Here is a 24,610-nt window from a genome sequence, read left to right on the forward strand (position 1 = left end):
CCTCTGAGGCCTTGATGCAGGGAAGGACGCCTTACCCTCGTTCAACGCGGGTAAGGCGTCCTTCCCTGCATCAGGACAGCGCCAGGTTCAGGGTGCGCTGGGCGATGGACTTGAGGGCGGGGTCGTCGGCGGCGCTGGGGCGTCCGATCCAGACGGTCTCCACGAGCCGCACGGTGCCGCCGGAGCGGTTGCTGGTGAAGGCGGCGCGATCGAACGACGTCGGGCCGCCCGGCCACGGGCGCTCCTTGAGCAGCTCGGTGATGCCACCGGTGCCGGGCTGCTCGGCCAGGGACTGGAACTGCGCCGCCGGCTCGGCCCCCACGAAGCGGATCTCGGCCACGGCCACGCCGGCCGGGTCGCCGGCGTTCTCGGCCCGGTAGTTCCACCGCCGCAGGTTCACGCACTGGTTGTGGCTCAGCCACACCTGCACGTCCCCGTACGCGTGCTCGGCGCAGTGGCCGCCGTCGTCGGCGGCGTCGACCTTCGTGTACCCGGCGGTGGCCTGTGGTGGAGCGGCGGGCGTGCTGCCGCCGGTGGTGAGGGCGGCGATGACGCTGCCGACGGCCAGGGCCCCGATCAACGCCGCTGCCCCGATGGGCAGCCAGCGGCGGCGCTTCTTCGCCGGCAGCTCGGCCGGGGCGGCCTTGGCGAGGGCGAAGCCCTCGGCGACCAGCTCGTCGGTGGCGAACCGCTCGTCCGGGCACAGATGAATGAGGAGACCGCCGGCCTGCTCGGCGGTCAGCGCCGGCGCGGCCGCGGCGACATCGCGCACGGCGGCCAGCAGCGTGGTCGGCATCGGGTGCAGGACGCGGATGCCCCGGTCGACATCCATCTGCGGCTGCGTCACCTGACCGACGTAAGGGCCGATGGCCAGAATCAGCCGAACGGGTAAGCCGGTCTCGCGCACGGCCTCGGCCACGGCCTCGGTCACGCCGACCGCCTCGGCCGCCGGGTTGAGCGTCGGATCGGGCCCGACCAGCGGCCAGCCGTCGATCTTCCACTGCCCGGTGACCGGCGCGTCCAGCCGCATCGCCGGATCGGGCAGGTCGACGCCGGCGATCACCACGACCGCGTTGGGCAGCACCAGCACCATGTCCACCGGCCGCGACCGGCCCGGCGGCAGGTAGCCGGCCAGGGCGACCCCGCCGAGCACGGCGTCGCCGCCGCCCCACGAGGCCAGCGCGGCCTTGACGTCGGCCGCCACCGCGGACTGCGCGTCGCCCAGTCGCACCAGGCGCACGGCGCCACCTCCCCAGCTGCTGGACATCCCGAGGGCACAACGGTAACCGGCCCCGATGGTGACGCCGACTCCCGGGCGTGACCGAGCTGCGAGGTCACCGTCGAGCACAGGGAGCCGCGTCGCGGGCTCGCCGAGGCTGGTCTGTGATCGACCTCACCCGTGTCGATGTCCCCTCGCTCGGGTGATCTCTGGGCCGCGATGTGCCCGTTGCGGTGGCGGCTGGGCCCGAACCCAGGGCAGAATGGCGCATCGGCTTGATCCGCTGGTGGTCACCGACACGTGTGAGGGCGTAGGGGAAGACGTCCCTCGGCAGGTGCGGAGGTCAGCAGTGAACAACCGTGGCAAGACCAGTGGCGTGGTGTACGTCCACTCGTCGCCGTCTGCGGTCTGTCCGCACGTCGAGTGGGCCATCTCGGGCACCCTCGGGGTCCGGGCGGATCTGCGGTGGTCGGCGCAGCCGGCCGCGCCCGGCCAGTTGCGCGCGGAATGCGCGTGGACCGGCGACCCGGGCACGGGCGCGCAGCTTTCCGGCGCGCTCAAGGCGTGGCCCATGATCCGGTTCGAGGTCACCGAGGACCCGAGCCCCGGTGTGGACGGCGAGCGCTTCTGCTTCGCCCCCGGCATCGGGCTCTGGCACGCCCGCGCCGCCGCCAACGGCGACGTCGTGGTGGCCGAGGACCAGTTGCGGGCGCTCGCGGCCAAGGCCAGGGCCGGCGAGTCCTTCGCGCACGGCGTCGACTCCCTGCTCGGCAAGCCCTGGGACGACGCGCTGGAACCGTTCCGCCGGGCCGGCGACGGCGCGCCGGTGACCTGGTTGCACCGGGTCGGGTGAGCCGTGGCACTCTCGATGGTGTGACCCCGCAGGCCTCACCCAACCGGTCGACGTTGACCTGGCTGATCCCGATCACGCTGCTCGTCGCCGTCTGCGCGCTGGTGGGCGGCCTGATCGCCCGCCAGGTCTACGCCTCGACCAAGCCGCCGGCCGCCACCCAGCTGCCGCCCGCCGTGACGAGCACGCCCGAGGCGACCAGCGATCCGGGCACCGGGGACCCGCACTCGGTCATCTTCACGCCGTTCGCGAGGAACGACCCGCAGTTCAAGCCGGTCCAGAGCGCGATACAGAACTACTTCAACGCGGTCAACGACCAGAACTACGGCCTGTGGAAGCAGACCATGACGCCCAACGTGACCTCGCAGCAGACCGAGTACAACTGGCGGGACGGCTTCAGGACCACCAAGGACTCGGACATGAAGGTCTACCGCATCGAGGCCACCGCCAATGGCGCGGACGTGTTCGGTTCCTTCACCAGCCGGCAGGACGTCACCAACGCGCCGCCCGATCTGAAGGCGCCGTGCATCAACTGGTGGATGGTGTGGCCGATGGTGAAATCGGGCAACGGCTTCCGGATCGACAGTCCGTCCATCGTGAAGAAGAAGTGCGACGCATGAGAAGGGGCCCTTCCCCCAGACACGGGAAGGGCCCCTCTCGGGTCTGACACTGCCGTTCTGGCTCAGGCCTTGGTGAAGGCCAGCGCCACATTGTGGCCGCCGAAGCCGAACGAGTCGTTGATGGCGGCGTTCAGCTCGATCTTGCGCGGCTGACCGGCGACGACCTCGTGCAGCAGCGCCGGGTCCGGGTTCTCCAGGTTCGCGGTCGGCGGGATCACGTTGTCCCGCACCGACAGCGCGGTCGCGATCGCCTCCACCGCGCCCGACGCGCCCAGCAGGTGCCCCAAGGAGCCCTTCGGCGCGGTCAGCAGCGGGTGGGCACCGATCGCCCGGTTGATGGCGATCGACTCGATCGTGTCGCCGACCGGGGTGGAGGTGGCGTGGCAGTTCACGTGCCCGATGTCGGAGGCGGACAGCTCGCCGTTGCGCATGGCGGCCTGGATGGCCCGCAGCTGGCCGTTGCCCTCCGGGTCGGGCGCGGTGATGTGGTGCGCGTCCGAGCTGGTGCCGATGCCGGCGAGCCGGGCGTACACCTTGGCGCCGCGCGCCTTCGCGAAGTCGGCCCGCTCCAGCACCATGATGCCCGCGCCCTCGCCGAGCACGAAGCCGTCGCGCTCGCCGTCGAACGGCCGCGAGGCCTTCTCCGGCTCGCTGTTGCGGGTGGACATGGTCCTGGCCTGCGCGAAGCCGGCCATGGTGATGCCGGTGATGCACGCCTCGGCGCCGCCCGCGATGACCACGTCGGCCTCGCCGCTGCGGATCATCCGGTACGCCCAGGCGATCGCCTCCGCGCCGGAGGCACAGGCCGACACCGGGGCGTGCACCCCGGCCCGGGCCTTGGCCCACAGCCCGACGTGCGCGGCCGGGCCGTTGGGCATCAGCATCGGCACGGTCAGCGGCGACACCTTGCGCAGGCCCGCCGTCTCCAGCAGGTCGTCCTGCGAGAGCAGGGTGAGCGCGCCGCCGATGCCGGTGCCGATGATCACCGCGAGCCGCTCCGGCTCCACGGCGTTCTCGTCGAGACCGGCGTCGGCGTAAGCCTGCCGGGACGCCACCATGGCGACCTGCTCACTGCGGTCGAGCCGACGGGCCTCGACCCTGGGCAGGATCTCGGTGGGGTCGACCTTGAGCTGCGCGGCGATCTGCACCGGCAGTTCGTACTTGTGCACCCAGTCCGCGTCCAGGGTCGACACCCCGCTGCGGCCGGCGAGCAGGCCGTCCCAGGTGGACGCGACGTCCCCGCCCAGAGGGGTCGTCGCGCCGACACCGGTGACGACGACGTCGACAGAGCTCACTGCGCCTCCGCTCTACAACAGTTCGTTCGTGAACAGCTCAGACCTTGCTGGCGATGTAGTTCACCGCGTCGCCGACGGTCTTGAGGTTGGCCAGCTCGTCGTCCGGGATCTTCACGCCGAACTTGTCCTCGGCCTGCACCGCGATCTCCACCATGGACAGCGAGTCGATGTCCAGGTCGTCGACGAAGGACTTCTCGATCGTCACGTCGTCGACGGCGACACCGGCGACCTCCTCGACGATCTCGGCCAGCCCGGTGCGGATCTCCTCGTTGTCCACCTTGGTGGTTCCTTTCCTCGTGATTCCCGACGACGCGGGTCGCCCGCCGGAAGTTCTTGCGCCCGCGGTCACGGGCAGACGGCCACCTGGCCGGAGTAGGACAGGCCGGCGCCGAAGCCGACCAGGAGCATCACGTCGCCGCTGGCGATCCGGCCGGCCGCCCGCATGTGGTCGATGGCCATCGGGATCGAGGCGGACGAGGTGTTGCCGGAGTGGACGATGTCGTCGGCGACGACGAGGTCCTCCCGGGCGCCACGGGCCCGCAGCTTCTTGGCGATGTGCTCCACGATGCGCAGGTTGGCCTGGTGCGGCACCAGCACGTCGATGTCGGACAGCTTCACCCCGGCCGCCTCGACCGCGCGCTCGGCGATCGGCGCGATCTGCGTGGTGGCCCAGCGGAAGACCGACTGGCCCTCCTGGAAGATGTGGCCGTTCTCGGTCAGCCCGATCATGTCGACCAGGTCGCCCGAGCTGCCCAGCACGGCCGGCGCGATCAGCGGCTCGTCGGACGCGCCGACCACGCAGGCGCCCGCGCCGTCGGCGAAGATGATGCAGTTGCCGCGATCGGACCAGTCCACCCAGTCGGTGAACCGCTCCGCGCCGATCACCAGCACCTTGTTGGCGCTGCCGCCGCGGATCATGTCGCTGGCCACGGTCAGCGAGTACGGGAAGCCGGCGCACGCGGCGTTCAGGTCGAACGCGGCCGGCGAGCTGACGCCGATCCGGTCCGCGGTCTGCGCGGCGGCGTTGGGGATGTTGCCCGGCATGGTGCAGGTGGCCACCATGACCGTGTCGATCTCCTCGGGCGACATGCCCGAGTCGGCCAGCGCCTTGGCGCCCGCCTCGACGGCCATGTCCACCAGCGACTGGTCGGGATCGGCCAACCGGCGCTCGATAATGCCGACGCGCTGGCGGATCCACTCGTCGTTGGTGTCGACGCCCATCGCCGCGATGTCGTCGTTGGTGACGACCCGGTTGCCCTGCGCGCTGCCGAAGCCCAGCAACCGCGTGCCGGCCGGGCCGGCACGGCCGATCAACCTGGGACGCTCACTCACTGCTGCACCGCCTCCACTGCCTTGTCCAGGTCCGCCGGGGTCTTGATGGCAATCGGGTTGGTCACGACGCCCTTGAGCTGCCGCTTGACCAGTCCGGTGAGCGCGCCGCCCGGGGCCAGTTCGATGGTGGTCGTCACGCCGGAGCGGGCCAGCGTGTCCATGCACAGGTCCCAGCGCACCGGCAGGGTCACCTGGGCGACCAGGCGGCCGAGCATCTCGGCGCCGCTGGTCACGACGGAACCGTCCGCATTGGACAGCAGCGGGTGGGTCGGGTCGGCTGTGGTGACACCGGCGGCCCGCTCCCGCAGCGTGTCCCGCGCCGGGTCCATGTAGTGCGTGTGGAAGGCGCCCGCCACCTTCAGCATCACGACCTTGGTGCCGGCCGGACGCTCGTCGGCCAGCTTCTGCAGCGCGGTCAGCGACCCCGCCGCCACGGTCTGGCCCGCGCCGTTGCGGTTGGCCGGCACGAGGCCGTACTCGTCGAGACGGGCCAGCAGCTCATCGGCCTCGCCGCCCATCACCGCCGCCATACCGGTCGGCTCCAGCGCGCACGCGTCGGCCATCGCCCGGCCACGCACCGCGGCCAGCGCCACCGCGTCGTCCATGGAGAGCACGCCCGTGATCGCGGAGGCGGCCAGTTCGCCGATGGAGTGACCGGCGACCGGAGCCGCGTTCGGCACCGTGACGCGGCGCTGGAGTTCGCGGAAGGCCACCAGCGTCAGCGCGACGATCAGCGGCTGCGTGATCGCGGTGTCCTTGATCTCCTCGGCGTCCGCCGTCGAGCCGAGCCGGGCCAGGTCCAGGCCGGTGGTCTCGGACCAGCCGGCGATCAGCTCCGCCACGCCGTCCAGTTCGAGCCATGGAGCGAGCATGCCGGGAGCCTGGGACCCCTGTCCGGGGGCTAGGAGCGCGATCACCCGCTCACTGAACACGGTCGCGGCGGCGCGGTGTGATGTCGCCACCGACGAAGTCCGGTGGTCAGCGTTGTAGGAACCCTACAAAGGTTGCCGGAATATGACCACTGAGCGGCCGGCTGGGTTGTCGAAGGCGTCGCACAATACCCCTGAGGCGCTGCTCACTCCCGCCGGGTCCCGCTGCTCCGTTCGGCCGCTGACTCCCACTGTGTCAAGCCCTTGATGTTCGGAAGGGACCATTCCTCTACTCGGAGTTCAGGAATGGTCCCTTCACACCGTTGGTCACCACAGGCCGCGGGCCTTGGCGAGGCGGCCCACCGTCAGCGCCACCCGCAGCACCAGGGCGTCACGGGGATCGTTGGCGTTGCGGCCGGTCAGCTCGGTGACCCGCTTGAGCCGGTAGCGGACGGTGTTGGGGTGCACGAACAGGTTGCGGGCGCACGCCTCCAGCACACCACCCGTCTCCAGGAAGGCGTCGACCGTGGCCATCAGGCCGCCGGTGGCCTCCTCCAGCGGGCGGGCGATGCGGTCGATCAGCTGCCACTCCGCCTCCGGGTCGCCGGCCAGGGCCCGCTCCGGCAGCAGGTCCAGCGACCGCACCGGCCGTGGCGCGGTCGGCCAGCCGACGACGGCCCGCAGCCCGGACAGGGCGTCGGAGGCGCTGCGGTGGGCCTCGGCGATGCTGTCGACCGTCGGGCCGACCACCACCGGGCCGGGGCCGAACGCCTCGGCCATCTTGGTCAGCACCTCGTGGCCGCGGGCCTCGTCCTCGGAGCCGCCGAGCACCACCACCAGCCGTGAACCCTGGACGCTGAGCAGCACCGGGCGGTGCACCCGGGCGGCGCGGCTGCGCACGTCGAACACCACCCGGGTCGGCTCGGTCGACATCGGGTTGCCGACCAGCACCGTCGCCTCGGCCGACTGCTCCCAGCCGAGCGCCGAGGCGCGGGACAGCAGCGACTCCTCGGCGTCGCCACGGACGATGCCGTCCACGATCAACGCCTCCAGCCGGGCATCCCAGGCGCCGCGAGCCTCGGCCGCGGCGGCGTAGGAGGTGGCGGCGGCGAAGGCGATCTCCCGGCCGTAGCGCAGGACCGCCTCGGTGAGCTGGGCTCGTTCCTTCTCGTCGGCGGCGATCTCCGGCAGCATGCGCTCGAAGACCTCCAACGCCACCCGGACGAGTTCCACGGTCTGACGCAGGCTCACCCACCGTGACATGTCCTTGGGGGCGGAGCGGAAGGCCTCGGCCGTCAGACGGATCGCCTGCTTGTTGTCACGCAGCCAGGACACGAAGCCGGCGACCCCGGTCTGGGTGACCATCAGCACGCTGGCCCGCTGGTCGGCCGGCAGCCGCCGGAACCACGGCAGCCGCTCCTCCATCTCGCCGATCGTGCCGGTGGCCAGCCGGCCCGAGGCGTGTTCCAGTCGGCGCAGCGTCTCCGCGGACAGCGAGTCCCACGCCAGTTCACTCATGGTTCCCAGCTTCGCACGCCACCCACCCGTCCGAAGGAACAACCGGCTCGTGCCGGGAAATCGCCCCTATGTTCGGCGGTGTCGAAGCCTTGGAGGAGGTCGTCTTGCGAAGACTGCTGCCCGTCGCGCTCAGCCTGCTCGCCGTCGCACTGCTGGTCACGCCGGCACGCGCGGAGCGGGTCGTGTGGGCTCCCTGCCCCGGCGCGCTCGCCGCACTCGAATGCACCACGCTTTCCGTTCCCCTGGACTACGCCCATCCCGACCAGGGCACCATCGCCGTGGTCGTCAGCCGTCGCGCGGCGTCCGATCCCGCGCACCACAAGGGAGTGCTGCTCATCAATCCCGGTGGTCCCGGCGGCAGCGGGCTTGCCATGCCGCGCTACATCGCCGACCACACCCCGCTCGGCCAGTACTACGATCTCGTCGGCTTCGACCCTCGCGGCGTCGGCGCGTCGACCGCCCTGCGCTGTCTGAAGCCGGTCGGCCTGGCGTCGCTGGATTCCCGGCCGGCGGACGACCAGTTCGCCTTGTGGGCCGCCGATGCCCGTTCGTCCGAGGACGCCTGCGCCCAGGCCGGCGGCGGCATCCGGCCGTTCGTCAACACCCGGGACACCGCCCGCGACATGGACCGGATCCGGGCGGCCCTGGGCGTGCCGAAGATCAACTATCTGGGCTACTCCTACGGCACCTATCTCGGGGCCGTCTATGGGAGTTTGTTCCCCGATCGGCTGAACCTGTCGGTCCTGGACTCGTCGGTGCACCCCGAGTGGATCTGGCGTCAGCAGTTCCTGGAGCAGGCCTCGGCCTACCGGTCCGATGTGGACGCCTGGGCCTCGTGGGTCGGCGACCGCAACGGCGCGTTCGGTCTCGGCGTCGGCCGCGCCGCCGTGTTGGCCTCCGTCGAGCAGATCGCCGTCGCCGTGGCCAAGTCCCCGGTCGGCAAGTTCAACCGCAGCGTTCTCGACGGCACCGTCGGCGAGGGCGCCCGGTACCGTCCTTTGTGGTCGGATCTGGCCCAGCTGTTGGCCGCGGTGCGTTCAGGTTCCGGTCCCGCCTTGGGTGACGCCGTCGGCGCCGGCTTGGCCTTGGCCCAGCGGGGCCTCGACTCCATGCAGGCCGGTGTCTTCGACACCGTCACCTGTGAGGCCGACTGGCCCACCGACCTTTCTACCTACTACCAGGACATGCGCTCGTACCGGGATAACTTCCCTTACGGCTACGGCGTTCTCCGCGCCGCGCCCACCACCTGCACCTATCGGTCCTACTCTCCGGTCGAGGCCCCGGTCTCTTTGTCCCGCAACGGCTATCCCGTCGGCGTGGTGGTGCAGGCCGAGGGTGACACCCAGACCGCTTACGCCGGCGGCCCCGCCATGGCCTCTCGGCTCCGTGACAACCTCATCACCGTTTCCGATGAGGGCGCCCACGGCGAATACGGCACCAACCCCTGTGCCACCGAAAAGATCAACCGCTACTTCGTCGCCGGAGTCCTCCCCGACAGCTCCTCGGTCTGCCCCGGCTCTCCCCGCCCCGACACCCCCACCCGCGCTGCCACCCTGGGCCAGTCCGTCCAGAACTACCTGGCAGCCTTGGCCCCTTTCTAACCGCGAGTCCCGCGCTCAGGCAGCCATCAACTCAACACATGCCTGCCCGAGCGCGGGACTCGCGGGGGTGAGGTCGTGCCGGCGGGTGAAACCTGCTCGGAAGTGCCGGAGGCCGCCCGCGCGGTTGCGCGCTGGGCGGCCTCCCTCTCCCCGGTCCCCACCGGTATGTCCACTGTGGATCATCTCCGCCCGTACCGCCACGCGGTTCCCTCTTTCGTGCCAACCGTGTCGAGTTGCTCCACACAGGACGGTGCGAAACGATCCGGTGATGGGCGATCAACTCAGTCAGGGACTGGGCGACGCGTGGGCGCTGATCACCACGTTCGTGCCGAAGCTGGTGGGCTTTCTGCTCGTGCTGCTGGTCGGCTGGCTGGTGGCCAAGGCACTGAGCAAAGCGGTCGAGGTTCTGCTGGCCAAGACCGGCTTCGCCAGACTGGTGGAGCGGTCGGGGCTGGGCGGGCCGAAGTCGCCGGTGGACGCGGGCAAGCTGATCGTCCAGCTGGTCTTCTACTTCGTCATGCTGATCGCGCTGAACTACGCGTTCGCGGTGTTCGGCAACGGCAACCCGATCAGCGACCTGCTCAACCAGGTCATCGCCTACCTGCCGCGAGTGGTGGTGGCGATCATCCTGGTGCTGATCGCGTCGGCGATCGCCCGGGTGGTGCGCACCCTGGTCACGGGTGCGCTGGCCGGCCGGCAGCACGGCCAGCTGCTGGGCACGGTGACGTACGCCTTCCTGCTGGCGCTGGGGATCATCGCGGCGCTGAACCAGCTGGGCATCGCGACGACGGTGACGGAGCCGATCCTGATCTTCGCGCTGGCCACGGTCGGCGGCATCCTGGTCGTGGGTGTCGGCGGCGGCCTGGTGCGGCCGATGCAGTCACGGTGGGAGCACTGGCTGACCCGGGCCCAGGCCGAGGCGGCCAACCGGCCGGCCAACCCGGCGACGCACGACGCGCCCTGGGAGCGCAACCAGCCGCCGGGCTCGGACACGCCGACGCCGGCCGAGGGGTTCCCCCGTCCTGACCAATCGCCGCCCGAGTGAGCTAAATCCCTCCGGAATACCCGGCCCCGGGGCTTATGTTCTCTGGTTAGGAGACGTGCGCTCCGGGGCCTGGTGTGCAGTGTTGAATTTTTCGGCAGAACCGGCGGTACAGCCCGCGAACCGCCCGCAAGGGTGGCCGATCCGGTGGAACTCCGGGGCCGACGGTGACAGTCCGGATGAGAGGCGCGCACACGTCCGCCACTGGCGTGCGCGCGTGACCAGCCCCCGGACCGGAGCCGGAAGGGGGCTGACCAGGTGAACTGGTTGTTGGAGCACGGGTTGACGCTGTTGGGCGAGCACATCTCGTTCGCGGAGCTGCTGGGCCAGATCGGCGCGGTGGCGGTGGTGTTCCTCGCTCAACGCCGAACGCTGTGGACCTGGCCGGTGCAGATCGCCGCCGCGATCCTGCTGTTCTCCGTGTACACCTCGGCCCACCTGGGCGGACTGGCCCTGCGCCAGGTCATCGTGCTGGCCATCTCGGTCTACGGCTGGTGGGCCTGGACCCGCCGCCGAGACGCCGAGTACGGCGTGGTCGTCCGCCGCTCCACCTGGCCCGAGCTGGGGGCGCTGGCCGCCGTCCTGGTCGTCGGCACGGTCGGCATGGCCCTGCTGCTGACCGCGACCGACGCGTCCTGGGCGCCGTGGCCGGACGCGGCGATCTTCATCGGCACGGCCGTGGCCTACGGCGCCCAGGGACTGCGCCTGGTCGAGTTCTGGCTGGTCTGGCTGCTGGTCGACGCCATCGGCGTGCCGCTGCAGATCGCGTCGGGCCTGTACTTCAGCGCCAGCGTCTACATCGTGTTCACCGCCCTGGTGATCAAGGGCTGGCGGGACTGGACCCGAAGCGCCCGCGCGGTCGCCCAGGCCTCACCCGCGCAGACACCAGTCGGCAACGTCGGCATGTGACGCAAACCACACGTTGTGCCCGGCGATGTACTCGACCAGCTGACGCAGCGCCACGAACCGCGACCGGTGCCCGATCACGTGCGGGTGCATCGTGAGCTGGAACAGACCCCCGTCGGCGTAGGCCGCGTCGAACTCGTCCCGCCAGACGGCCAGGATCTGGCGGGGCGGCACACTCGGCCGGGCCGGGTCGCGCGGGAAGAACGGGGCGTCGTCGCGGATCCACTCCACCGGGATCTCCACCAGCCCGGTCGGCTCGCCGTCGGCCACCACCTCGTAAGGGTCGTCGTCGGCCATCAGCGACGAGTCGTAGCGCAGCCCCAGCTCCCTGATCACGGCCAGGGTGTCCGCGCTGAAGTCCCACGACGGCGTCCGCAGCCCGACCGGCCGCGTTCCGCTCAGCCGTTCGAGCGTGTCGGCGGCGCGGAACGCCAGGTCACGCTCGACGCCGGGCGGCAGCGCGGTGTTGCGCTCGTGGATCCAGCCGTGCAGCGCCACCTCGTGCCCGTTGTCCACGTACGCCCCGATGTCGGCCGGATGCAGCAGGGCGGACACCGCCGGCACGAAGAACGTGGCCGGAATTCCGTGTGCGGCCAGCAAGTTTAGGATCTTCGGCACGGCGACGCGGCTGCCGTACTCGCCCTGTGAAAGCTGGCAGGGGCTGAACTCCCCGTCCCGCAGCGGAATCGTCTCGTGGTCGGAGTCGAAGGACAGCGCCACCGCCGCCCGCCGCCCGTCCGGCCAGTGGTCGGGGCGCAGGCTGCGGCCCGCGCGCACCCGGCCGACCTGTTGCCGCCAGGCCGTTTCCGGCCATTCCCAGGGTTGTCCGGTCACCATGAGCGACAGGTTAGACCCGTTCACACCTTCGACTGACCACCTGTGGACAACTCGCGAAGTTCGCCTAACGTCGAGGAGGAACCCGGCCGGACGGAGGTGAAACTGTGCTGTCACAGCAAGAACGGCTCACCTTCCTGGCCGGCGGTCTGGCCGCGCTGCGCGACACGGCCGCGCCGACGTGGACGCAATGGGGCCTGAGTGGGCCGAAAACCGGCCTCTACGCCGAACTTCTGGTGGCAGTGCGAGAGATGCTCGCGGGCGACCGGATCACCGACTTCTTCTTCATGCACAAGCCGCCCGGCCTGCGGGTCCGGTTCGCCGCCGCGCCCGGCCGCGAGTCGTGGGTGCGGGCCGAGACGAACCGGCTGGCCCGGCGCTGGCGCGAGGACGGCCTGGTCGACGGGATCGTGCCCGGCGTGTACGAACCCGAGGCGGCCCTGTTCGGCGGATCGGCGTCGATGCACCACGTGCACCGCCTGTTCACGGTGGATTCCGTGGCCTGGCTGGATCATCACGCGCGGCCGGTGTTGCCGGCGTGGCTGGTGTCCATGCGGCTGCTGCGATCCGTGTTCGGCGGGCTCGGCCTGTGCTGCCAGGCGTGGCCGCGCGTGCGGGACGACTGCGGCCGGCGGGTGTCGCTCAAGGACCAATCGGTCGAGGTCGCCTGCGCGGAGCTGCGGGCCGTGTGGGAGACGACGCGAGCGCCGGTCGAGCCGGCCGCGCGGAGCTGGCGGGTGGCGCTGGAGCGGGTTGGCGTCGACGCCGCCGAAGTCGCGCCCTACTACGTGATCTTCCACTGGAACCGGGGTCGGCTGAGCGCCGCGAGGCAGGCCCTGATCACCGAAGCGCTGGCCGGCGCATGAGTGTGCTGTTGCGGGTGGCCGGGCTGCCGATGCGTCTGTGGACCACCGCCGGCAACCCGGAACTGGTCGCTGACCTGCGAGAACTGCTGGCCGAGGAGGCGGAGTACGCCGCGTACGCCCGCTCGCTGGCCGACTGGCTCGGCACGGTGATCCCCGAGGCCGAGGAACGGGCAGAGCTGCTGGCTCTGCGTCGGGCCCTGCACAACGGCCGTCCCGTGTCGAGCGCGATGCCGGAGCTGTCCCGTGCGGTGGCCTGGTCCATGGCGCTCGAACTGCGGCGGGCGGCGGTGAACGAAGGCATCGATCGGGAGCGTGAGCGGCTGCGAAGGCTGCCTTGGTCGCAGGTCGACGAGGCCGTGGCGCGGGCCGTGCCGGAGCTGGTCGGTGAGCTCTCGCGGCGGGTCGAGGCCGAGGAGAACTGGGGTGGCAAGCGTTTGCGGCAGCGGTCCGAGCACCTGCTGCGCATGATCGCCCGTGGCGCCACCAAGCCGACCCCACGCGGCTACCTCGCCCACGTCGGGTCGGCCGAGGTGGCGGAGACGGCAGCGTGGCCGTCGGTCGGGGCATGCTCGGCGCAGTGGGTGAGCAACATCAACGCCGACCGAAGACAGGCTGGCCTCGACGGCTCGACCATCACCCTGAACGGGCTGACCTGGGTCGACGGGGACCGCCTGCGCTGCTGGTCGCCGACCCGCGTGGTCGAGGTCCGGCGGACGCCGCTGCTGGACGCGATCCGCAACGTGCTGGCCGACGGCGTGCACGACGTCGACGAGCTGAGCCGCCGACTGGCCCCGGATTCCGGCGATGTGCTGCAGGGTTTCATGAAGCACCTGGTCGATCTGGGCGTGCTCCAGCTGTCCCGGCCGCCGCGATCGAGCTGGACCGTTCCCCTCGACGGGTTCGTCGACGTCTACCGGTCCGTCGAAGGCCCCGTGCCGGTCGACTTCGTTGCTCGGACCAGTTCCCTTGCCCTGCAGGCGTTGCGGCTGGTCGACGTGCTGCCGCGGCCAGCTGACCATCCGGTGCTGTCGTTGATCGGCTCCGCGCCAAGACCCGTCACCGATCTCGTGGCCGAGTTCATGGCCGGCGCGCCGACGGAGTCGTCCGAACGGCGAAGATCGCCGGACCTGCCCGAAGTCCTGACGCCGCACCTGCTCGACGAGATGGGCCTGCCGCCGGCCGAGCTGCCGGAGTGGCCGCTGGACTGCCTGGTCCGGCCGATGGCCCCGGGAGTCGAGCGGGCCGTGCTGGAGGCGATCGCCCCGGCCGGCGTGGTGGACGCCCGCTTCGCGTCCGCGCTGACGGAACTCGGCGGCGAGCCGCCACAGGTCCGTTCCTACCGGGAATTCCTGTCTCGCAAGGCATTGGACGAGGGCGCCCGGACCGTGGAGATCCTCGTGCCGCCACTTGACGACCGTGCCGCCAACGCGGTGCGAAGACCCTCATACTGTCCACTATGGACCGGTGACGCTGATCATTCGAGCTACTTGCCCGCAGTCGGGCGATACCTGCCGCTGGACCGGATCACCCTCCGTCGGGTCGACAACCGGATCGTGGCCGAGGATCCGTCCGGCGCGGTGTTGTGGCCCATGTATCACGCGACTCGTACGCCGATCGGGCCATGGGGAGTGGTCGTCGCCCTGCTCACCGCCGCCGCGCCGCGAGGCCCGTCGATCTCGTTCGGCAACCGCATGGCGGCCTTCCCGGAGCGGGATTTCCTGCCACGCATAGAGATCGCCGGCGGCCTCGTGCTCTCGGGCCGGCACTGGCGAATTCCCACGCCGCGGAACTTCCATGATCTGGCCGCGCTCGACCTGCCGCGCTTCGTGTTCGCACGGGCGGCCGGACATCGGCCGCGGCCGGTAGATCTGCACAGCCTGGCGGCACTGCGGGACCTTTCCCGGCTCTCGCCCGACGAAATCGTCGTCGAGGAGATGCTGCCCGACCCGGACCACCCGCCGCTGCGGGACGACCGCGGCGAGCCCGTCGCGGGCCAGCTGCTGATGCGGCTGTCGCACCGCCGAGCCACCACCGCCGCCGCGGTGGGGAATCAGGAAGGGGAAAGTGGATGGAATCCGTCTTGGCCGTCACCGAACTGGACCGCCTCATCGCGGAACTGGACACCCGGATGACCGATGTCGTCCCGGAGGGCCGCGCGCCGGACTCGGCGATCTGCTCGCTCGTCGGTTGCGACATGAGTCACTGGCACTGCTGAGTCGCGCCGCGGGCTCGCCGGACCTGGGTCCGTGCGTGCTTGCGACGCTGCTGGCCGGCTCGTCGGATCGCACGGTGCGGGCCGCCGTGCGATCCGCTGTGCCCGACTGGCTCGATGCCGCCGTGCGACCGATGCCTCGCGTCGGCCTGCACGGCGGCATGGCCGGAACCCTGTTCGGCCTGGAACTGCTCGCGGCGATGCATCCGCCCGTTTCCCGCCTGTCGCAACGGGTTTCCGGCTGGCTGGGGGAGCGGCGGTTCGAGGAGTTCGACCTGGTCTCCGGCGCGGTCGGCGCCTGCCTGGCCGGCTACCCGCAGCCGGTGTGGTTCGCGGGCGAGGACACCGGCCTGGCCCATGGCGCCGCCGGCGTGCTCCTCGTGTCGCCGCAGCCGGATCTCATCTCATGGTTGCTGGAGCAGTCCTTTGTGGATCAACGTCGGCAGGGTTGGTGCTACGGCATTCCCGGCATCGCCTGGGCCCTGTGGACCGCCGGCGCCCGGGCCGATGCCGTGCGACTGGTGCGGATCCTGTGCCAGACCTTCGATCCCGAGGTGAACCTCTACGGCCGCGACGCCGACCGCCTGGGCATCTGCCACGGCGCCGCCGGCGTTCTGCTCATCGCCGACGCCTTCGCCCGCTCCGGTATCACCGGCGCCGTCGGCCTCCGGGACCTGATGCAGGCGTACCTGCTGGAACGCCTGGACCTGCTCCCGTCGCTGGACGAGACCCTGCTCACCGGCGCCAGCGGCGTCCTGGCCGCCCTCCTCACCGTCGACGGCGCCAACCCCCGCTGGCTCCGCTCCCTAGGCCTGCACTGACCCCCGCGAGTCCCGCCCACAGTCACACCGAATGTGTGAAACGGATTCGGCATTTCGGTGTGACGCTAAGCGGGACTCGCGGGGGTTACTGGGTGGCTATGAGTTGGAGGGCGGCTAGGCCGACGAGGATGGCGGGGCCGCGGACGAGTTGGCGGATGAGGTTGACCGGGACGACGCCGAAGCCGCTGTCGAAGATGGCGCCGCCGCCGTAGTCCATGGGCTTGCGGGTGGCCATGGCGTAGACGACGACCACGGCCCCGGCGGCGGAGATGACGGTCGTCACCGACGGCGCGAGGGGCAGGGCGAAGGAGGTCAGCGCGCACCAGACCACGGCCCCGACGGCCGGCAGCGTCAGGTGGATGGCCTTCAACTCGCCGTCGGTGCCGCCGAGGGACCGACGCAGGGCGGGGGAGCCGCTGATGGTGCGCAGGCCGCCGGCGAAGCGGTCGGCGGCGGCGTAGGCGAAGAGCAACTGCACCGGCCCGACGGCGATGGGCGGCAACGACACGGCGGCGAAGAACGGCACCGGCAGCAGGGCCACCCACACGGCGATGGTGGCGGGATACCGCCGCAGACGGGCCACATCGGCGAGGACGAACGCGAAGGCCCGGCTGCCACGCAGGCGTACGGAACGAACCCGCCCGATGCGGCGGGCCCGGCGCAGCATCAACGCCGACGACACCAGCGACAGGTCCAGCCACACCGAGGAAACGGCGGCGGCCTGCACGAGATCGGTGCCGGCGGACAGCGCGCCGCGGTGCAGCCGCCGCAACGCCACCCATCCGACCCGCACGGCCAACAACGCCGGCAGCGCCAGCACGCGAGGCACAAGATCCATCGACACGGCCAGGCTCGGCACGTTCAGCTGCAACGCCACGACGCCGCCCATCACCACCGCGACACCCAGCAGCACCGCGAACGGCACCGCCCGCGCCCGGGTCTGAGCCTCGATGGTGACGGCGACCAGGATCACCGCCGCCAGAAACCCGCTGATCCCGTTCGACAGCAGATTCACCAGCCACGGCGGGTAGATCGCCGTCAGCCCGCCGGCCAGCAGCGCCCCGCCGACCCCGGCGATGAGCAGCGTCCGCACGTACGTCGGCAGCAGCGCCGACCGCCGGTCGACGGGACTGGCCAGAATCCACGTCTGAGTGGCCGAACCCGCCCAGATCGGCCCCACTGCCAGCAGCGCCTGCCCGAACGCGGCCACGGCCGCCACAGCGATCGCCACAGCCATCCACGACACGGTCGCGGCGGTGTGCGGGGTCGGGGCCACCGACAGCGCGGGCGCCGACCGGGTTTTGATCACGGCCTCGGTCACCAGCCCGCCGGCTATGGCGAGGTACAAGGCGGTGTCGGAGAAGTCGTACAGCCGACGGAAGATCGAGCGCGGGTTGCGGCGCCGCCGCATCGACCGCAGCTCCGAACGCACGGCCCGAGCCGTGACCACAGTCACAGCCCGACCTCGATGTACACGTCGGCCACGGCCTCGATCAGCTCCGGGTCGTGCGAGGCCATCAGCACCGACACCCCGTTGGCCTTCTCGGCGTTCAGCCGCGACGCCAGCCAGGCCCGCCCCTCGACGTCCAGCCGCTGCTCGGGCTCGTCCAGCACCAGCAGCGACCGCGGCCGCACGAAACAGCTGGCCAGCGCCAACCGCCGCTTCTGACCGGACGACAGCGTCGCCGGCAGCTGGTCCCGCTGCTCGGTGATGCCCAGCTCGGCCAGCACCGGCTCGACGATCTCCACCGGCGCGCCGTGGGCCAGCGCGCACAGCGCCAGGTGCTCGCCCACCGACAGGTCCGGGAAGAAGTCCACGTCGTCCAGCACGCAGGCCATCGCCGCGCGCGTGTCCGGCGACGTCTCCAGCACCGGGAACCCGTTCATCGTGATCCGCCCGGCGTCCGGCAGATCGGTGCCGGCCACGCACCGCAGCAGCGTCGTCTTGCCGGAGCCGTTCGGCCCCACCACCGCCGCGCCCTCCCCGGGCGCCAGCTCGAAACTCAGCTCGTGCAGCACCAGCAGTCCGCTGAACCCTCTGCTCAGCCCTTCCACCCGCAACACGTCGACCCCCCCTTGATGCAGGGAAGGACGCCTTACCCGCATTGAGCGAGGGTAAGGCGTCCTTCCCTGCATAAGCCCCAGGGGCTCAGGCGGCGCCGGAATCCGTGGTCGACGGGCCCGCGGCCTGCGGGTCGTCCAACCGGTACCGGCGGGTCGCCTCGACCACCTTGTCGTGGTCGATCTCGCCGCGGCGGGACAGCGCGGTCAGCACGCCGACCACGATCGACTGCGCGTCCACCAGGAAGTGCCGCCGCGCCGCCGGCCTGGTGTCGGAGAAGCCGAAGCCGTCCGTGCCCAGCGACACCATGTCCGTCGGCACCCACGGGCGGATCAGGTCCGGCACAGCGCGCATGTAGTCCGACACCGCCACGACCGGGCCGGCCGCCTCGGACAGCACCTGCGTCACGTACGGCACCCGCGGCTCGGCCTCGGGGTGCAGCATGTTGTGCCGGTCCACCTCGACGGCGTCGCGGCGCAGCTCGGCCCACGACGTGGCGGACCACACGTCGGCCTGCACGCCCCACTCCTCGGCCAGCAGCGCCTGCGCCTTCACGGCGTCCGGCATGGTGACGCCGGAGACCAGGATCTGCGCCCGCGGGCCGGTGGCGCCGGGGGCCGTCGCGTAGCGGTACAGACCGCGCAGCAGGCCCTCGACGTCCAGGTTCTCCGGCTCGGCCGGCTGCTGCACCGGCTCGTTGTAGATCGTCAGGTAGTAGAAGACGTTCTCCGCGTTGTCGCCGAACATGCGGCGGAGGCCGTCCTTGACGATGTGCGAGATCTCGAACGCCCAGGCCGGGTCGTAGGCCACGACCGCCGGGTTGGTCGCCGCCAGCAGCAGCGAGTGCCCGTCGGCGTGCTGCAGGCCCTCGCCGGTCAGCGTGGTGCGGCCCGCGGTGGCGCCGAGCACGAAGCCGCGGGCCATCTGGTCGGCGGCCGCCCACAGGCCGTCGCCGGTCCGCTGGAAGCCGAACATCGAGTAGAAGATGTAGATCGGGATCATCGGCTCGCCGTGGGTGGCGTAGGAGGTGCCCACCGCGGTGAACGACGCCGTGGAGCCGGCCTCGTTGATGCCCTCGTGCAGGATCTGGCCGTGCTCGCTCTCCTTGTACGCCAGCATCAGCTTGGCGTCCACGGAGGTGTAGAGCTGCCCGTGCGGGTTGTAGATCTTCTGCGACGGGAACATGGCGTCCATGCCGAAGGTCCGCGCCTCGTCCGGGATGATCGGCACGATCCGGCCGCCGATCTCCGGGTCCTTGATCAGGTCCTTGATCAGCCGGACGATGGCCATGGTGGTGGCCACCTCCTGCTTGCCCGAGCCCCGGCGGATCGTGTCGTAGACCTTGTCGCCCGGCAGCACCAGCGCCTTGGACTTGCCGCGCCGCTCCGGCACGAAGCCGCCCAGCTGGCGGCGGCGCTCCAGCACGTACTGGATCTCCGGCGAGTCCGGCCCCGGGTGGAAGTACGGCGGCAGGTACGGGTCGCGCTCGAGGTCGGCGTCGGTGATCGGGATGCGCAGCTCGTCCCGGAAGAGCTTGAGGTCCTCCAGGGTCATCTTCTTCATCTGGTGCGTGGCGTTGCGGCCGGCGAAGTGCGGGCCCAGGCCGTAGCCCTTGATGGTCTTGGCCAGGATGACCGTGGGCTGGCCGTTGTGCTCCTGCGCCGCCTTGTACGCCGCGAACACCTTGCGGTAGTCGTGGCCGCCGCGCTTGAGGTTCCAGATGTCCTGGTCGCTCATCGCCGCGACCATCTCCTTGGTCCGCGGGTCGCGGCCGAAGAAGTGCTCGCGGACGTACGCGCCGTCGTTGGCCTTGTACGTCTGGTAGTCGCCGTCCGGCGTGGTGTTCATCAGGTTGATCAGCGCGCCGTCGCGGTCGCTGTGCAGCAGCGAGTCCCACTCCCGGCCCCAGACCACCTTGATGACGTTCCAGCCCGCGCCGCGGAAGAACGACTCCAGCTCCTGGATGATCTTGCCGTTGCCGCGGACCGGGCCGTCCAGGCGCTGCAGGTTGCAGTTGATCACGAAGGTCAGGTTGTCCAGGCCCTCGTTGGCCGCCACGTGGATCAGGCCGCGCGACTCCGCCTCGTCCATCTCGCCGTCGCCCAGGAACGCCCACACGTGCTGGTCGGACGTGTCCTTGATGCCGCGGTCGCGCAGGTAGCGGTTGAACCGCGCCTGGTAGATCGCGTTCATCGGGCCCAGGCCCATCGAGACCGTCGGGAACTCCCAGAAGTCCTGCATCAGCCGCGGGTGCGGGTACGACGGCAGGCCGCCGCCCGGGCCGGCGTGCGAGTACTCCTGGCGGAAGCCGTCCAGGTGCTCGGCCGACAGCCGGCCCTCCAGGAAGGCGCGGGCGTACATGCCGGGGGAGGCGTGGCCCTGGAAGTAGACCTGGTCACCGCCGCCCGGGTGGTCCTTGCCGCGGAAGAACCAGTTGAAGCCGACCTCGTACAGGGTCGCCGAGGACGCGTAGGTCGAGATGTGGCCGCCGACGCCGACGCCCGGCCGCTGCGCCCGGTGCACCGTCATGGCCGCGTTCCAGCGGATCCACGCCCGGTACCGGCGCTCGGTCTCCTCGTCGCCGGGGAACCACGGCTCCTGCTCGGTGGGGATGGTGTTCACATAGTCCGTGCTGGTCAGCGACGGCACGCCCACCCGGCTCTCCCGGGCTCGCTCCAGCAGTCGCAGCATCAGGTAGCGGGCACGCTGCTGCCCGCCGCCCTTCAGCACGCCGTCGAAGGACTCAAGCCACTCCGCGGTCTCATCGGGGTCGATGTCCGGGAGATGGGCGGCGAGGCCGTCGCGGATGACCCGGACCCGCTCCGGGGTGCTCGCGTTGCCAGCGCCGTTGCTCTGCGGGGCCAAGGGGTCTCCTCGCCTGGTGTGTCGACTCGTTCACGGCCATCCTCCCTCATTCGGCGCTGGCTGGTCGCCATCAGTCCGTGCTACCGATCGGTAGCCTGCTCGCGCGCGCGTATAGGAGGTAAGTAGAGCTTGCCTGATGCCCCGAACGGGTGGCAAAGCGGGGTCGGATCCCGGGGTCGTCTTCGGTGTGTCACGGTGTGGGTGGTTGCGCAGGTGGCCACCCTCAGTGTTCGCTAGCCGCGACCGGTGTTGAATACAGGTGCGGCGACTGCCCAGTCGCCGCTCTTGGCATAGCTTGGAGGAGTGGAAGCCGTGGTGGCCGCGGGAGACGCTGGCAAGGTCGGCGTCGCCGACAGGCTCGGGATCGAGCCGGACATGGTGGTCCAGGAGATCGGTTGGGACGAGGACGTCGACGACGACGTCCGCGCCGCGATCGAGGAGAGGATCGGCGGTGACCTGCTCGACGAGGAGTCGGACGATGTCGTCGACGTCGTGCTGCTGTGGTGGCGAGAAAGTGACGGCGACCTGGTCGACACGCTGATGGACGTGACCGGGCCGCTGGCCGAGGACGGCGTCATCTGGGTGCTCACCCCGAAGACGGGCCGGACCGGCTACGTGGAGCCCAGCGACATCGCCGAGGCGGTGCCCACCGCCGGACTGGCCCAGACGCTCAACGCGAGCGTCGGCGAGGACTGGGCGGGCATCAAGCTCGTGTCGCCGAAGTCGGCCAAGACCAAGCGCTGACCTCGCCGACCGGTGGCCTAGGCTTGGCAGGCAACTGCCGAGCCCACCGGGAGGAAACGCGAGCATGGCGCTGGAAGTCGGTACCCAGGCCCCTGACTTCACGCTCAGGGACGCCAACAGGGAGGAAGTCACCCTGTCGTCGTTCCGCGGCGCGAAGAACGTGCTGCTGGTGTTCTATCCGTTCGCCTTCAGCGGTGTCTGCACCGGAGAGCTGTGCCAGGTGCGCGACGACCTGGCCGAGTACCAGAACGACCAGGTGCAGGTCATCGGCGTGTCCGTGGACACCCCCTTCAGCCTGAAAGCCTGGGCCGAGAAGGAGGGCTACACCTTCCCGCTGCTGTCCGACTTCTGGCCGCACGGCGCCACCGCCCAGGCCTACGGCGTCTTCAACGACAAGGCCGGCATGGCCCTGCGCGGCACGTTCCTCATCGACACACAGGGCGTCATCCGCTTTGCCGAGGCCAACCAGCCCGGCGAGCCCCGCGACCAGGACCAGTGGAAGCGCGCCTTGAAGGCACTGTGACGTGAGACCATGACCCCGGGTCGGCCGATGCCGGCCCGGGAGTCACGGGCGCATAGCTCAGTGGGAGAGCATCCGCCTTACAAGCGGAAGGTCGTAGGTTCGAAACCTACTGCGCCCACGCCCTCGGCCGACGTGTGTCCGCAGAAAGCGCGGACCGCGTCGGCCGTCCTCGTTTCTGGGGGGCGACCCCCAGACCCCCGACGTGGGGGCTCCGCCCCCACACCCCCGGACTCGGCTGCGCCATCGTGGTGGTTCGGCTGCCGTTTGGCGTCTTGCTGGCTGTTTGACCCCAAGTGATGTGTCACAGGTAAGGGGTGGGCGCTGTCTTAGTGGGGTGAGGGGACGGCGAGACTTGGGGTGGCTGATGGAGACGGTGGAGGAGCTGCGTAGGCATTTGCAGTGGGCGGTGGAGTTGGAGCACTCGACGATCCCGCCGTATCTGTGCGCGCTGTACTCGGTGGACGGGGAGCGGAATCCCGAGGTGGCGCGGGTGGTGGGGAGCGTGTTCATCGAGGAGATGCTGCACCTGGCGCTGGCGGCGAACCTGCTGAACGCGGTAGGCGGGGAGCCGAGGCTGGACAGTGCGGAGATGCTGCCGGGATATCCGCATCCGCTGCCGCACAGCGACGGGTCTGTGCAGGTGCACCTGAGGGCGTTCGGGGCGGAGGCGCTGGAGCTCTTTCTGGCGATCGAGCGGCCGGCGTCGGCGGACGCGCCGGAGCAAGGGGACAGGTATCGGACGATCGGGCAGTTCTATGCGGCGATCGAGAGCGGGCTGCGGGAACTGTGCGAGAGGCTGGGGGAAGAGGCGGTCTTCACCGGGGATCCGGGCCGGCAGGTGGGGGAGATGCACTTCCGGGGAGGTGCGGGGCGGGTCTTCCCGGTGACGGACCTGAAGTCGGGGCTGGCGGCGCTGGCGGAGATCGTGGAGCAAGGAGAAGGGGCGGCCCGGACGGAGGTGTGGGACGGGGATCGGGACGTCTTCCATCCGGATCGGGAAGAAGTGGCGCACTTCTACCGGTTCCAAGAGCTCAAGCACGGCCGCCGGTATCGGAGTGGGGATACGCCGCAGAGCGGGCCCACAGGTGAAGCGATCAGCGTCGACTACGACGGGGTGCAGCCCATGCGGCCTAACCCTCGTACTGCTGATTACCCCGCAGGCAGCCCGATTCGGCAGGCGCAGGAGGACTTCAACAACGCCTACAGCCTGCTGCTGTACCTGCTGCACGAGACGTTCAACGGAAACCCGACGCAGATGGGCGCGGCGGTGCGCCACATGTACGTGATCAAGGCACAGGCCACGGCGCTGATGAGGATGCCCACGGGGGACGGGAAAACCACTGCGGGGCCGTCGTTCGAGTACGTGCCGCCGGAGTCGCGTCGGTAGCGAGCGGCGGTCGGCGGGTGGCGCCCGCGACCGCCGCTCGATGCCGGCTACGTGACGTCGATCAAGGCGCCGATCTGGAGGGTGCCGTTGTTGAGGCCGGCGGTGTAGGTGCCGAAGGCGTTCGGGTTGGTGTCGATGCGGGTGGCGTTGGTGAAGGCGCCGGCGGCGGTGCGGGTGCGGTCCCAGATGCCGTTGCCCGGGACCACGGTGGTGACGTGAAGGGTGCCGTCGGGGAGACCGGCGGCGGAGACGGAACTGACCGAGTCGTTGAGGTCGATGGGGTCGGCTGCGGCGTCCCAGGTCCCGCCGGCGGTGCGGCTGCGGTACCAGACGCCGCTGCCCGACACGAGGTTGAACACGTGCAAGGTGCCGTTGGGCAGGCTGGTGGCGGCCACCGAGGTGATGTACGGGTCGGTGTCGATGTGGGTGGCCGAGGCGGCCCAGGTTCCGGTGGTGGCGCGGTCACGGACCCAGACGCCGCTGCCGGGGACGGCGGTGAACAGCGAGAGCGTGCCGTTGGGGAGTGCTGCGGCGGCGATTGCCACGGTGTAAGGGTTTGTGTCGACCAAGGCGGCGTTGGACCAGGTGCCGTCGACGGCGCGGGTGCGATGCCAGACGCCGGAGCCGGGGACGACGGCGAAGACGTGGAGGGTGCCGTCGTTGAGGCCGGCGGCGGCGACGGCGGTGATGTTGGGGTTGGTGTCGATCTGGGTCGCCGAAGCGGCCCAGACGCCGGCGGCGGTGCGGCCGCGGTACCAGATGCCGGAGCCCTTGACGACGTTGAAGGCGTACATGTTGCTGTTGGGCACGCTGGCCACTGCGGTGTCGGTGAGGCTCGCGCTGCCGTCGACCTTGGTGGCGCTGGTGTCCCAAGTGCCTGCGGCCCACCGCGTTCGGTTCCACAGTGGACCACGGGCGGCCTCGTCGACGGGCTGGTCGTCCCACAGGCGGGCGACGATGCGTTGCGCGTCAGCCGCCTGCGGCGCGTACCGGTCGGGGTGGCCGGAACGCTGGACCTCCTGGCAGACGTCGCCGATCGGCGAC

At 70.7% G+C, this 24,610-nt stretch carries 21 protein-coding genes, 1 tRNA gene and 1 pseudogene; 12 read left to right on the forward strand and 11 right to left on the reverse strand.

Going from position 1 to position 24,610, the window contains the following annotated elements; genetic code table 11:
• Positions 1-70: 70 nt before the first annotated feature.
• The gene (locus tag AB0M73_RS46040) at positions 71-1,240 is read right to left on the reverse strand and encodes a hypothetical protein (RefSeq protein WP_363905931.1); all 1,170 of its coding nucleotides are present in this window, start codon (positions 1,238-1,240) and stop codon (positions 71-73) included.
• A gap of 328 nt (positions 1,241-1,568) precedes the next feature.
• On the opposite strand from AB0M73_RS46040, the gene AB0M73_RS46045 reads away from it, so the two are divergent.
• Both AB0M73_RS46045 and AB0M73_RS46050 read left to right on the forward strand, forming a co-directional pair.
• Positions 1,569-2,072, forward strand: a complete 504-nt coding sequence (locus tag AB0M73_RS46045) for a DUF3145 domain-containing protein (RefSeq protein WP_232240814.1) — start codon at positions 1,569-1,571, stop codon at positions 2,070-2,072.
• A 20-nt stretch (positions 2,073-2,092) separates the two neighbouring features.
• Entirely contained in the window at positions 2,093-2,689 is a 597-nt protein-coding gene (locus tag AB0M73_RS46050; protein ID WP_363905933.1) for a hypothetical protein, read from the forward strand.
• 62 nt (positions 2,690-2,751) lie between these two features.
• On the opposite strand, the gene AB0M73_RS46055 is transcribed toward AB0M73_RS46050, so the two are convergent.
• From AB0M73_RS46055 to AB0M73_RS46075, 5 genes are all read right to left on the reverse strand, one after another.
• Positions 2,752-3,984: a beta-ketoacyl-ACP synthase II gene (locus AB0M73_RS46055; RefSeq protein ID WP_043717727.1), complete on the reverse strand. Its 1,233-nt coding sequence runs from the start codon at positions 3,982-3,984 to the stop codon at positions 2,752-2,754.
• Between the two features lie 37 nt (positions 3,985-4,021).
• Positions 4,022-4,261, reverse strand: a complete 240-nt coding sequence (locus AB0M73_RS46060) for an acyl carrier protein (protein ID WP_043717724.1) — start codon at positions 4,259-4,261, stop codon at positions 4,022-4,024.
• 68 nt (positions 4,262-4,329) lie between these two features.
• A complete protein-coding gene (locus AB0M73_RS46065; protein ID WP_363905936.1) occupies positions 4,330-5,316 on the reverse strand; it encodes a beta-ketoacyl-ACP synthase III in 987 nt (328 codons plus the stop codon).
• Positions 5,313-6,248, reverse strand: a complete 936-nt coding sequence (locus AB0M73_RS46070) for an ACP S-malonyltransferase (RefSeq protein WP_363905958.1) — start codon at positions 6,246-6,248, stop codon at positions 5,313-5,315. Before AB0M73_RS46070 ends, AB0M73_RS46065 begins: the two co-directional genes overlap by 4 nt.
• 264 nt (positions 6,249-6,512) lie before the next feature.
• The gene (locus AB0M73_RS46075) at positions 6,513-7,703 is read right to left on the reverse strand and encodes a PucR family transcriptional regulator (protein ID WP_043717716.1); all 1,191 of its coding nucleotides are present in this window, start codon (positions 7,701-7,703) and stop codon (positions 6,513-6,515) included.
• 104 nt (positions 7,704-7,807) lie between these two features.
• Here AB0M73_RS46075 and AB0M73_RS46080 point away from each other — a divergent pair, with 104 nt between their 5' ends.
• The 3 genes from AB0M73_RS46080 (at position 7,808) to pnuC (ending at position 11,255) form a co-directional block, all read left to right on the forward strand.
• The gene (locus tag AB0M73_RS46080) at positions 7,808-9,304 is read left to right on the forward strand and encodes an alpha/beta fold hydrolase (RefSeq protein ID WP_363905938.1); all 1,497 of its coding nucleotides are present in this window, start codon (positions 7,808-7,810) and stop codon (positions 9,302-9,304) included.
• A gap of 268 nt (positions 9,305-9,572) precedes the next feature.
• Entirely contained in the window at positions 9,573-10,349 is a 777-nt protein-coding gene (locus tag AB0M73_RS46085) for a hypothetical protein (protein ID WP_363905940.1), read from the forward strand.
• 255 nt (positions 10,350-10,604) lie between these two features.
• On the forward strand, positions 10,605-11,255 hold the full coding sequence (gene pnuC / locus AB0M73_RS46090) for a nicotinamide riboside transporter PnuC (RefSeq protein ID WP_363905942.1): 651 nt from the start codon (positions 10,605-10,607) through the stop codon (positions 11,253-11,255).
• Here pnuC and AB0M73_RS46095 read toward each other — a convergent pair.
• On the reverse strand, positions 11,217-12,089 hold the full coding sequence (locus AB0M73_RS46095; protein WP_363905944.1) for a polysaccharide deacetylase: 873 nt from the start codon (positions 12,087-12,089) through the stop codon (positions 11,217-11,219). The genes pnuC and AB0M73_RS46095 overlap by 39 nt on opposite strands.
• 104 nt (positions 12,090-12,193) lie before the next feature.
• Between AB0M73_RS46095 and AB0M73_RS46100 the strand changes: the two genes are divergently transcribed.
• From AB0M73_RS46100 to AB0M73_RS46110, 3 genes are all read left to right on the forward strand, one after another.
• On the forward strand, positions 12,194-12,952 hold the full coding sequence (locus tag AB0M73_RS46100; protein WP_363905946.1) for a thiopeptide-type bacteriocin biosynthesis protein: 759 nt from the start codon (positions 12,194-12,196) through the stop codon (positions 12,950-12,952).
• A complete protein-coding gene (locus AB0M73_RS46105; protein ID WP_363905948.1) occupies positions 12,949-15,084 on the forward strand; it encodes a lantibiotic dehydratase in 2,136 nt (711 codons plus the stop codon). Before AB0M73_RS46100 ends, AB0M73_RS46105 begins: the two co-directional genes overlap by 4 nt.
• Positions 15,085-15,202: 118 nt before the next feature.
• Positions 15,203-15,985 carry a lanthionine synthetase LanC family protein gene (locus AB0M73_RS46110; protein WP_363905950.1) on the forward strand — a complete coding sequence of 261 codons (783 nt, stop codon included), beginning with the start codon at positions 15,203-15,205 and terminating at the stop codon, positions 15,983-15,985.
• Positions 15,986-16,070: 85 nt separating this feature from the next.
• Here AB0M73_RS46110 and AB0M73_RS46115 read toward each other — a convergent pair whose 3' ends face one another.
• From AB0M73_RS46115 to aceE, 3 genes are all read right to left on the reverse strand, one after another.
• Positions 16,071-17,441, reverse strand: a complete 1,371-nt coding sequence (locus AB0M73_RS46115; RefSeq protein WP_363905952.1) for a DUF6297 family protein — start codon at positions 17,439-17,441, stop codon at positions 16,071-16,073.
• Positions 17,438-18,049 (reverse strand): ABC transporter ATP-binding protein, encoded by a 612-nt coding sequence (locus AB0M73_RS46120; RefSeq protein ID WP_043717709.1) that lies wholly within the window; start codon positions 18,047-18,049, stop codon positions 17,438-17,440. The genes AB0M73_RS46115 and AB0M73_RS46120 overlap by 4 nt, the downstream gene beginning before the upstream one ends.
• Positions 18,050-18,134: 85 nt before the next feature.
• A complete protein-coding gene (aceE, locus tag AB0M73_RS46125) occupies positions 18,135-20,912 on the reverse strand; it encodes a pyruvate dehydrogenase (acetyl-transferring), homodimeric type (RefSeq protein ID WP_043717706.1) in 2,778 nt (925 codons plus the stop codon).
• A gap of 312 nt (positions 20,913-21,224) precedes the next feature.
• On the opposite strand from aceE, the gene AB0M73_RS46130 reads away from it, so the two are divergent.
• The 4 genes from AB0M73_RS46130 to AB0M73_RS46145 all read left to right on the forward strand — a co-directional run bounded on the left by AB0M73_RS46130 (position 21,225) and on the right by AB0M73_RS46145 (position 23,566).
• The gene (locus tag AB0M73_RS46130) at positions 21,225-21,656 is read left to right on the forward strand and encodes a DUF3052 domain-containing protein (RefSeq protein WP_043729525.1); all 432 of its coding nucleotides are present in this window, start codon (positions 21,225-21,227) and stop codon (positions 21,654-21,656) included.
• Between the two features lie 64 nt (positions 21,657-21,720).
• On the forward strand, positions 21,721-22,179 hold the full coding sequence (locus tag AB0M73_RS46135; RefSeq protein ID WP_043717704.1) for a peroxiredoxin: 459 nt from the start codon (positions 21,721-21,723) through the stop codon (positions 22,177-22,179).
• 46 nt (positions 22,180-22,225) lie between these two features.
• A tRNA-Val gene (locus AB0M73_RS46140) sits at positions 22,226-22,297 on the forward strand.
• Between the two features lie 246 nt (positions 22,298-22,543).
• A complete protein-coding gene (locus tag AB0M73_RS46145) occupies positions 22,544-23,566 on the forward strand; it encodes a ferritin-like protein (RefSeq protein ID WP_363905956.1) in 1,023 nt (340 codons plus the stop codon).
• A gap of 47 nt (positions 23,567-23,613) precedes the next feature.
• On the opposite strand, the pseudogene AB0M73_RS46150 reads toward AB0M73_RS46145, so the two are convergent.
• Positions 23,614-24,610, reverse strand: a pseudogene (locus AB0M73_RS46150) (hypothetical protein); the annotation flags it as partial.

This window comes from Kutzneria sp. NPDC051319 (assembly GCF_040682195.1).
Lineage (GTDB): Bacteria > Actinomycetota > Actinomycetes > Mycobacteriales > Pseudonocardiaceae > Kutzneria.

Bases quoted from the DNA above. Each gene is read 5' to 3' on its own strand.
- AB0M73_RS46075 (WP_043717716.1), bottom strand. From the start codon at position 7,703: ATGAGTGAACTGGCGTGGGACTCGCTGTCCGCGGAGACGCTGCGCCGA.
- AB0M73_RS46085 (WP_363905940.1), top strand. From the start codon at position 9,573: ATGGGCGATCAACTCAGTCAGGGACTGGGCGACGCGTGGGCGCTGATC.
- AB0M73_RS46095 (WP_363905944.1), bottom strand. From the start codon at position 12,089: ATGGTGACCGGACAACCCTGGGAATGGCCGGAAACGGCCTGGCGGCAA.
- AB0M73_RS46105 (WP_363905948.1), top strand. From the start codon at position 12,949: ATGAGTGTGCTGTTGCGGGTGGCCGGGCTGCCGATGCGTCTGTGGACC.
- AB0M73_RS46135 (WP_043717704.1), top strand. From the start codon at position 21,721: ATGGCGCTGGAAGTCGGTACCCAGGCCCCTGACTTCACGCTCAGGGAC.
- AB0M73_RS46145 (WP_363905956.1), top strand. From the start codon at position 22,544: ATGGAGACGGTGGAGGAGCTGCGTAGGCATTTGCAGTGGGCGGTGGAG.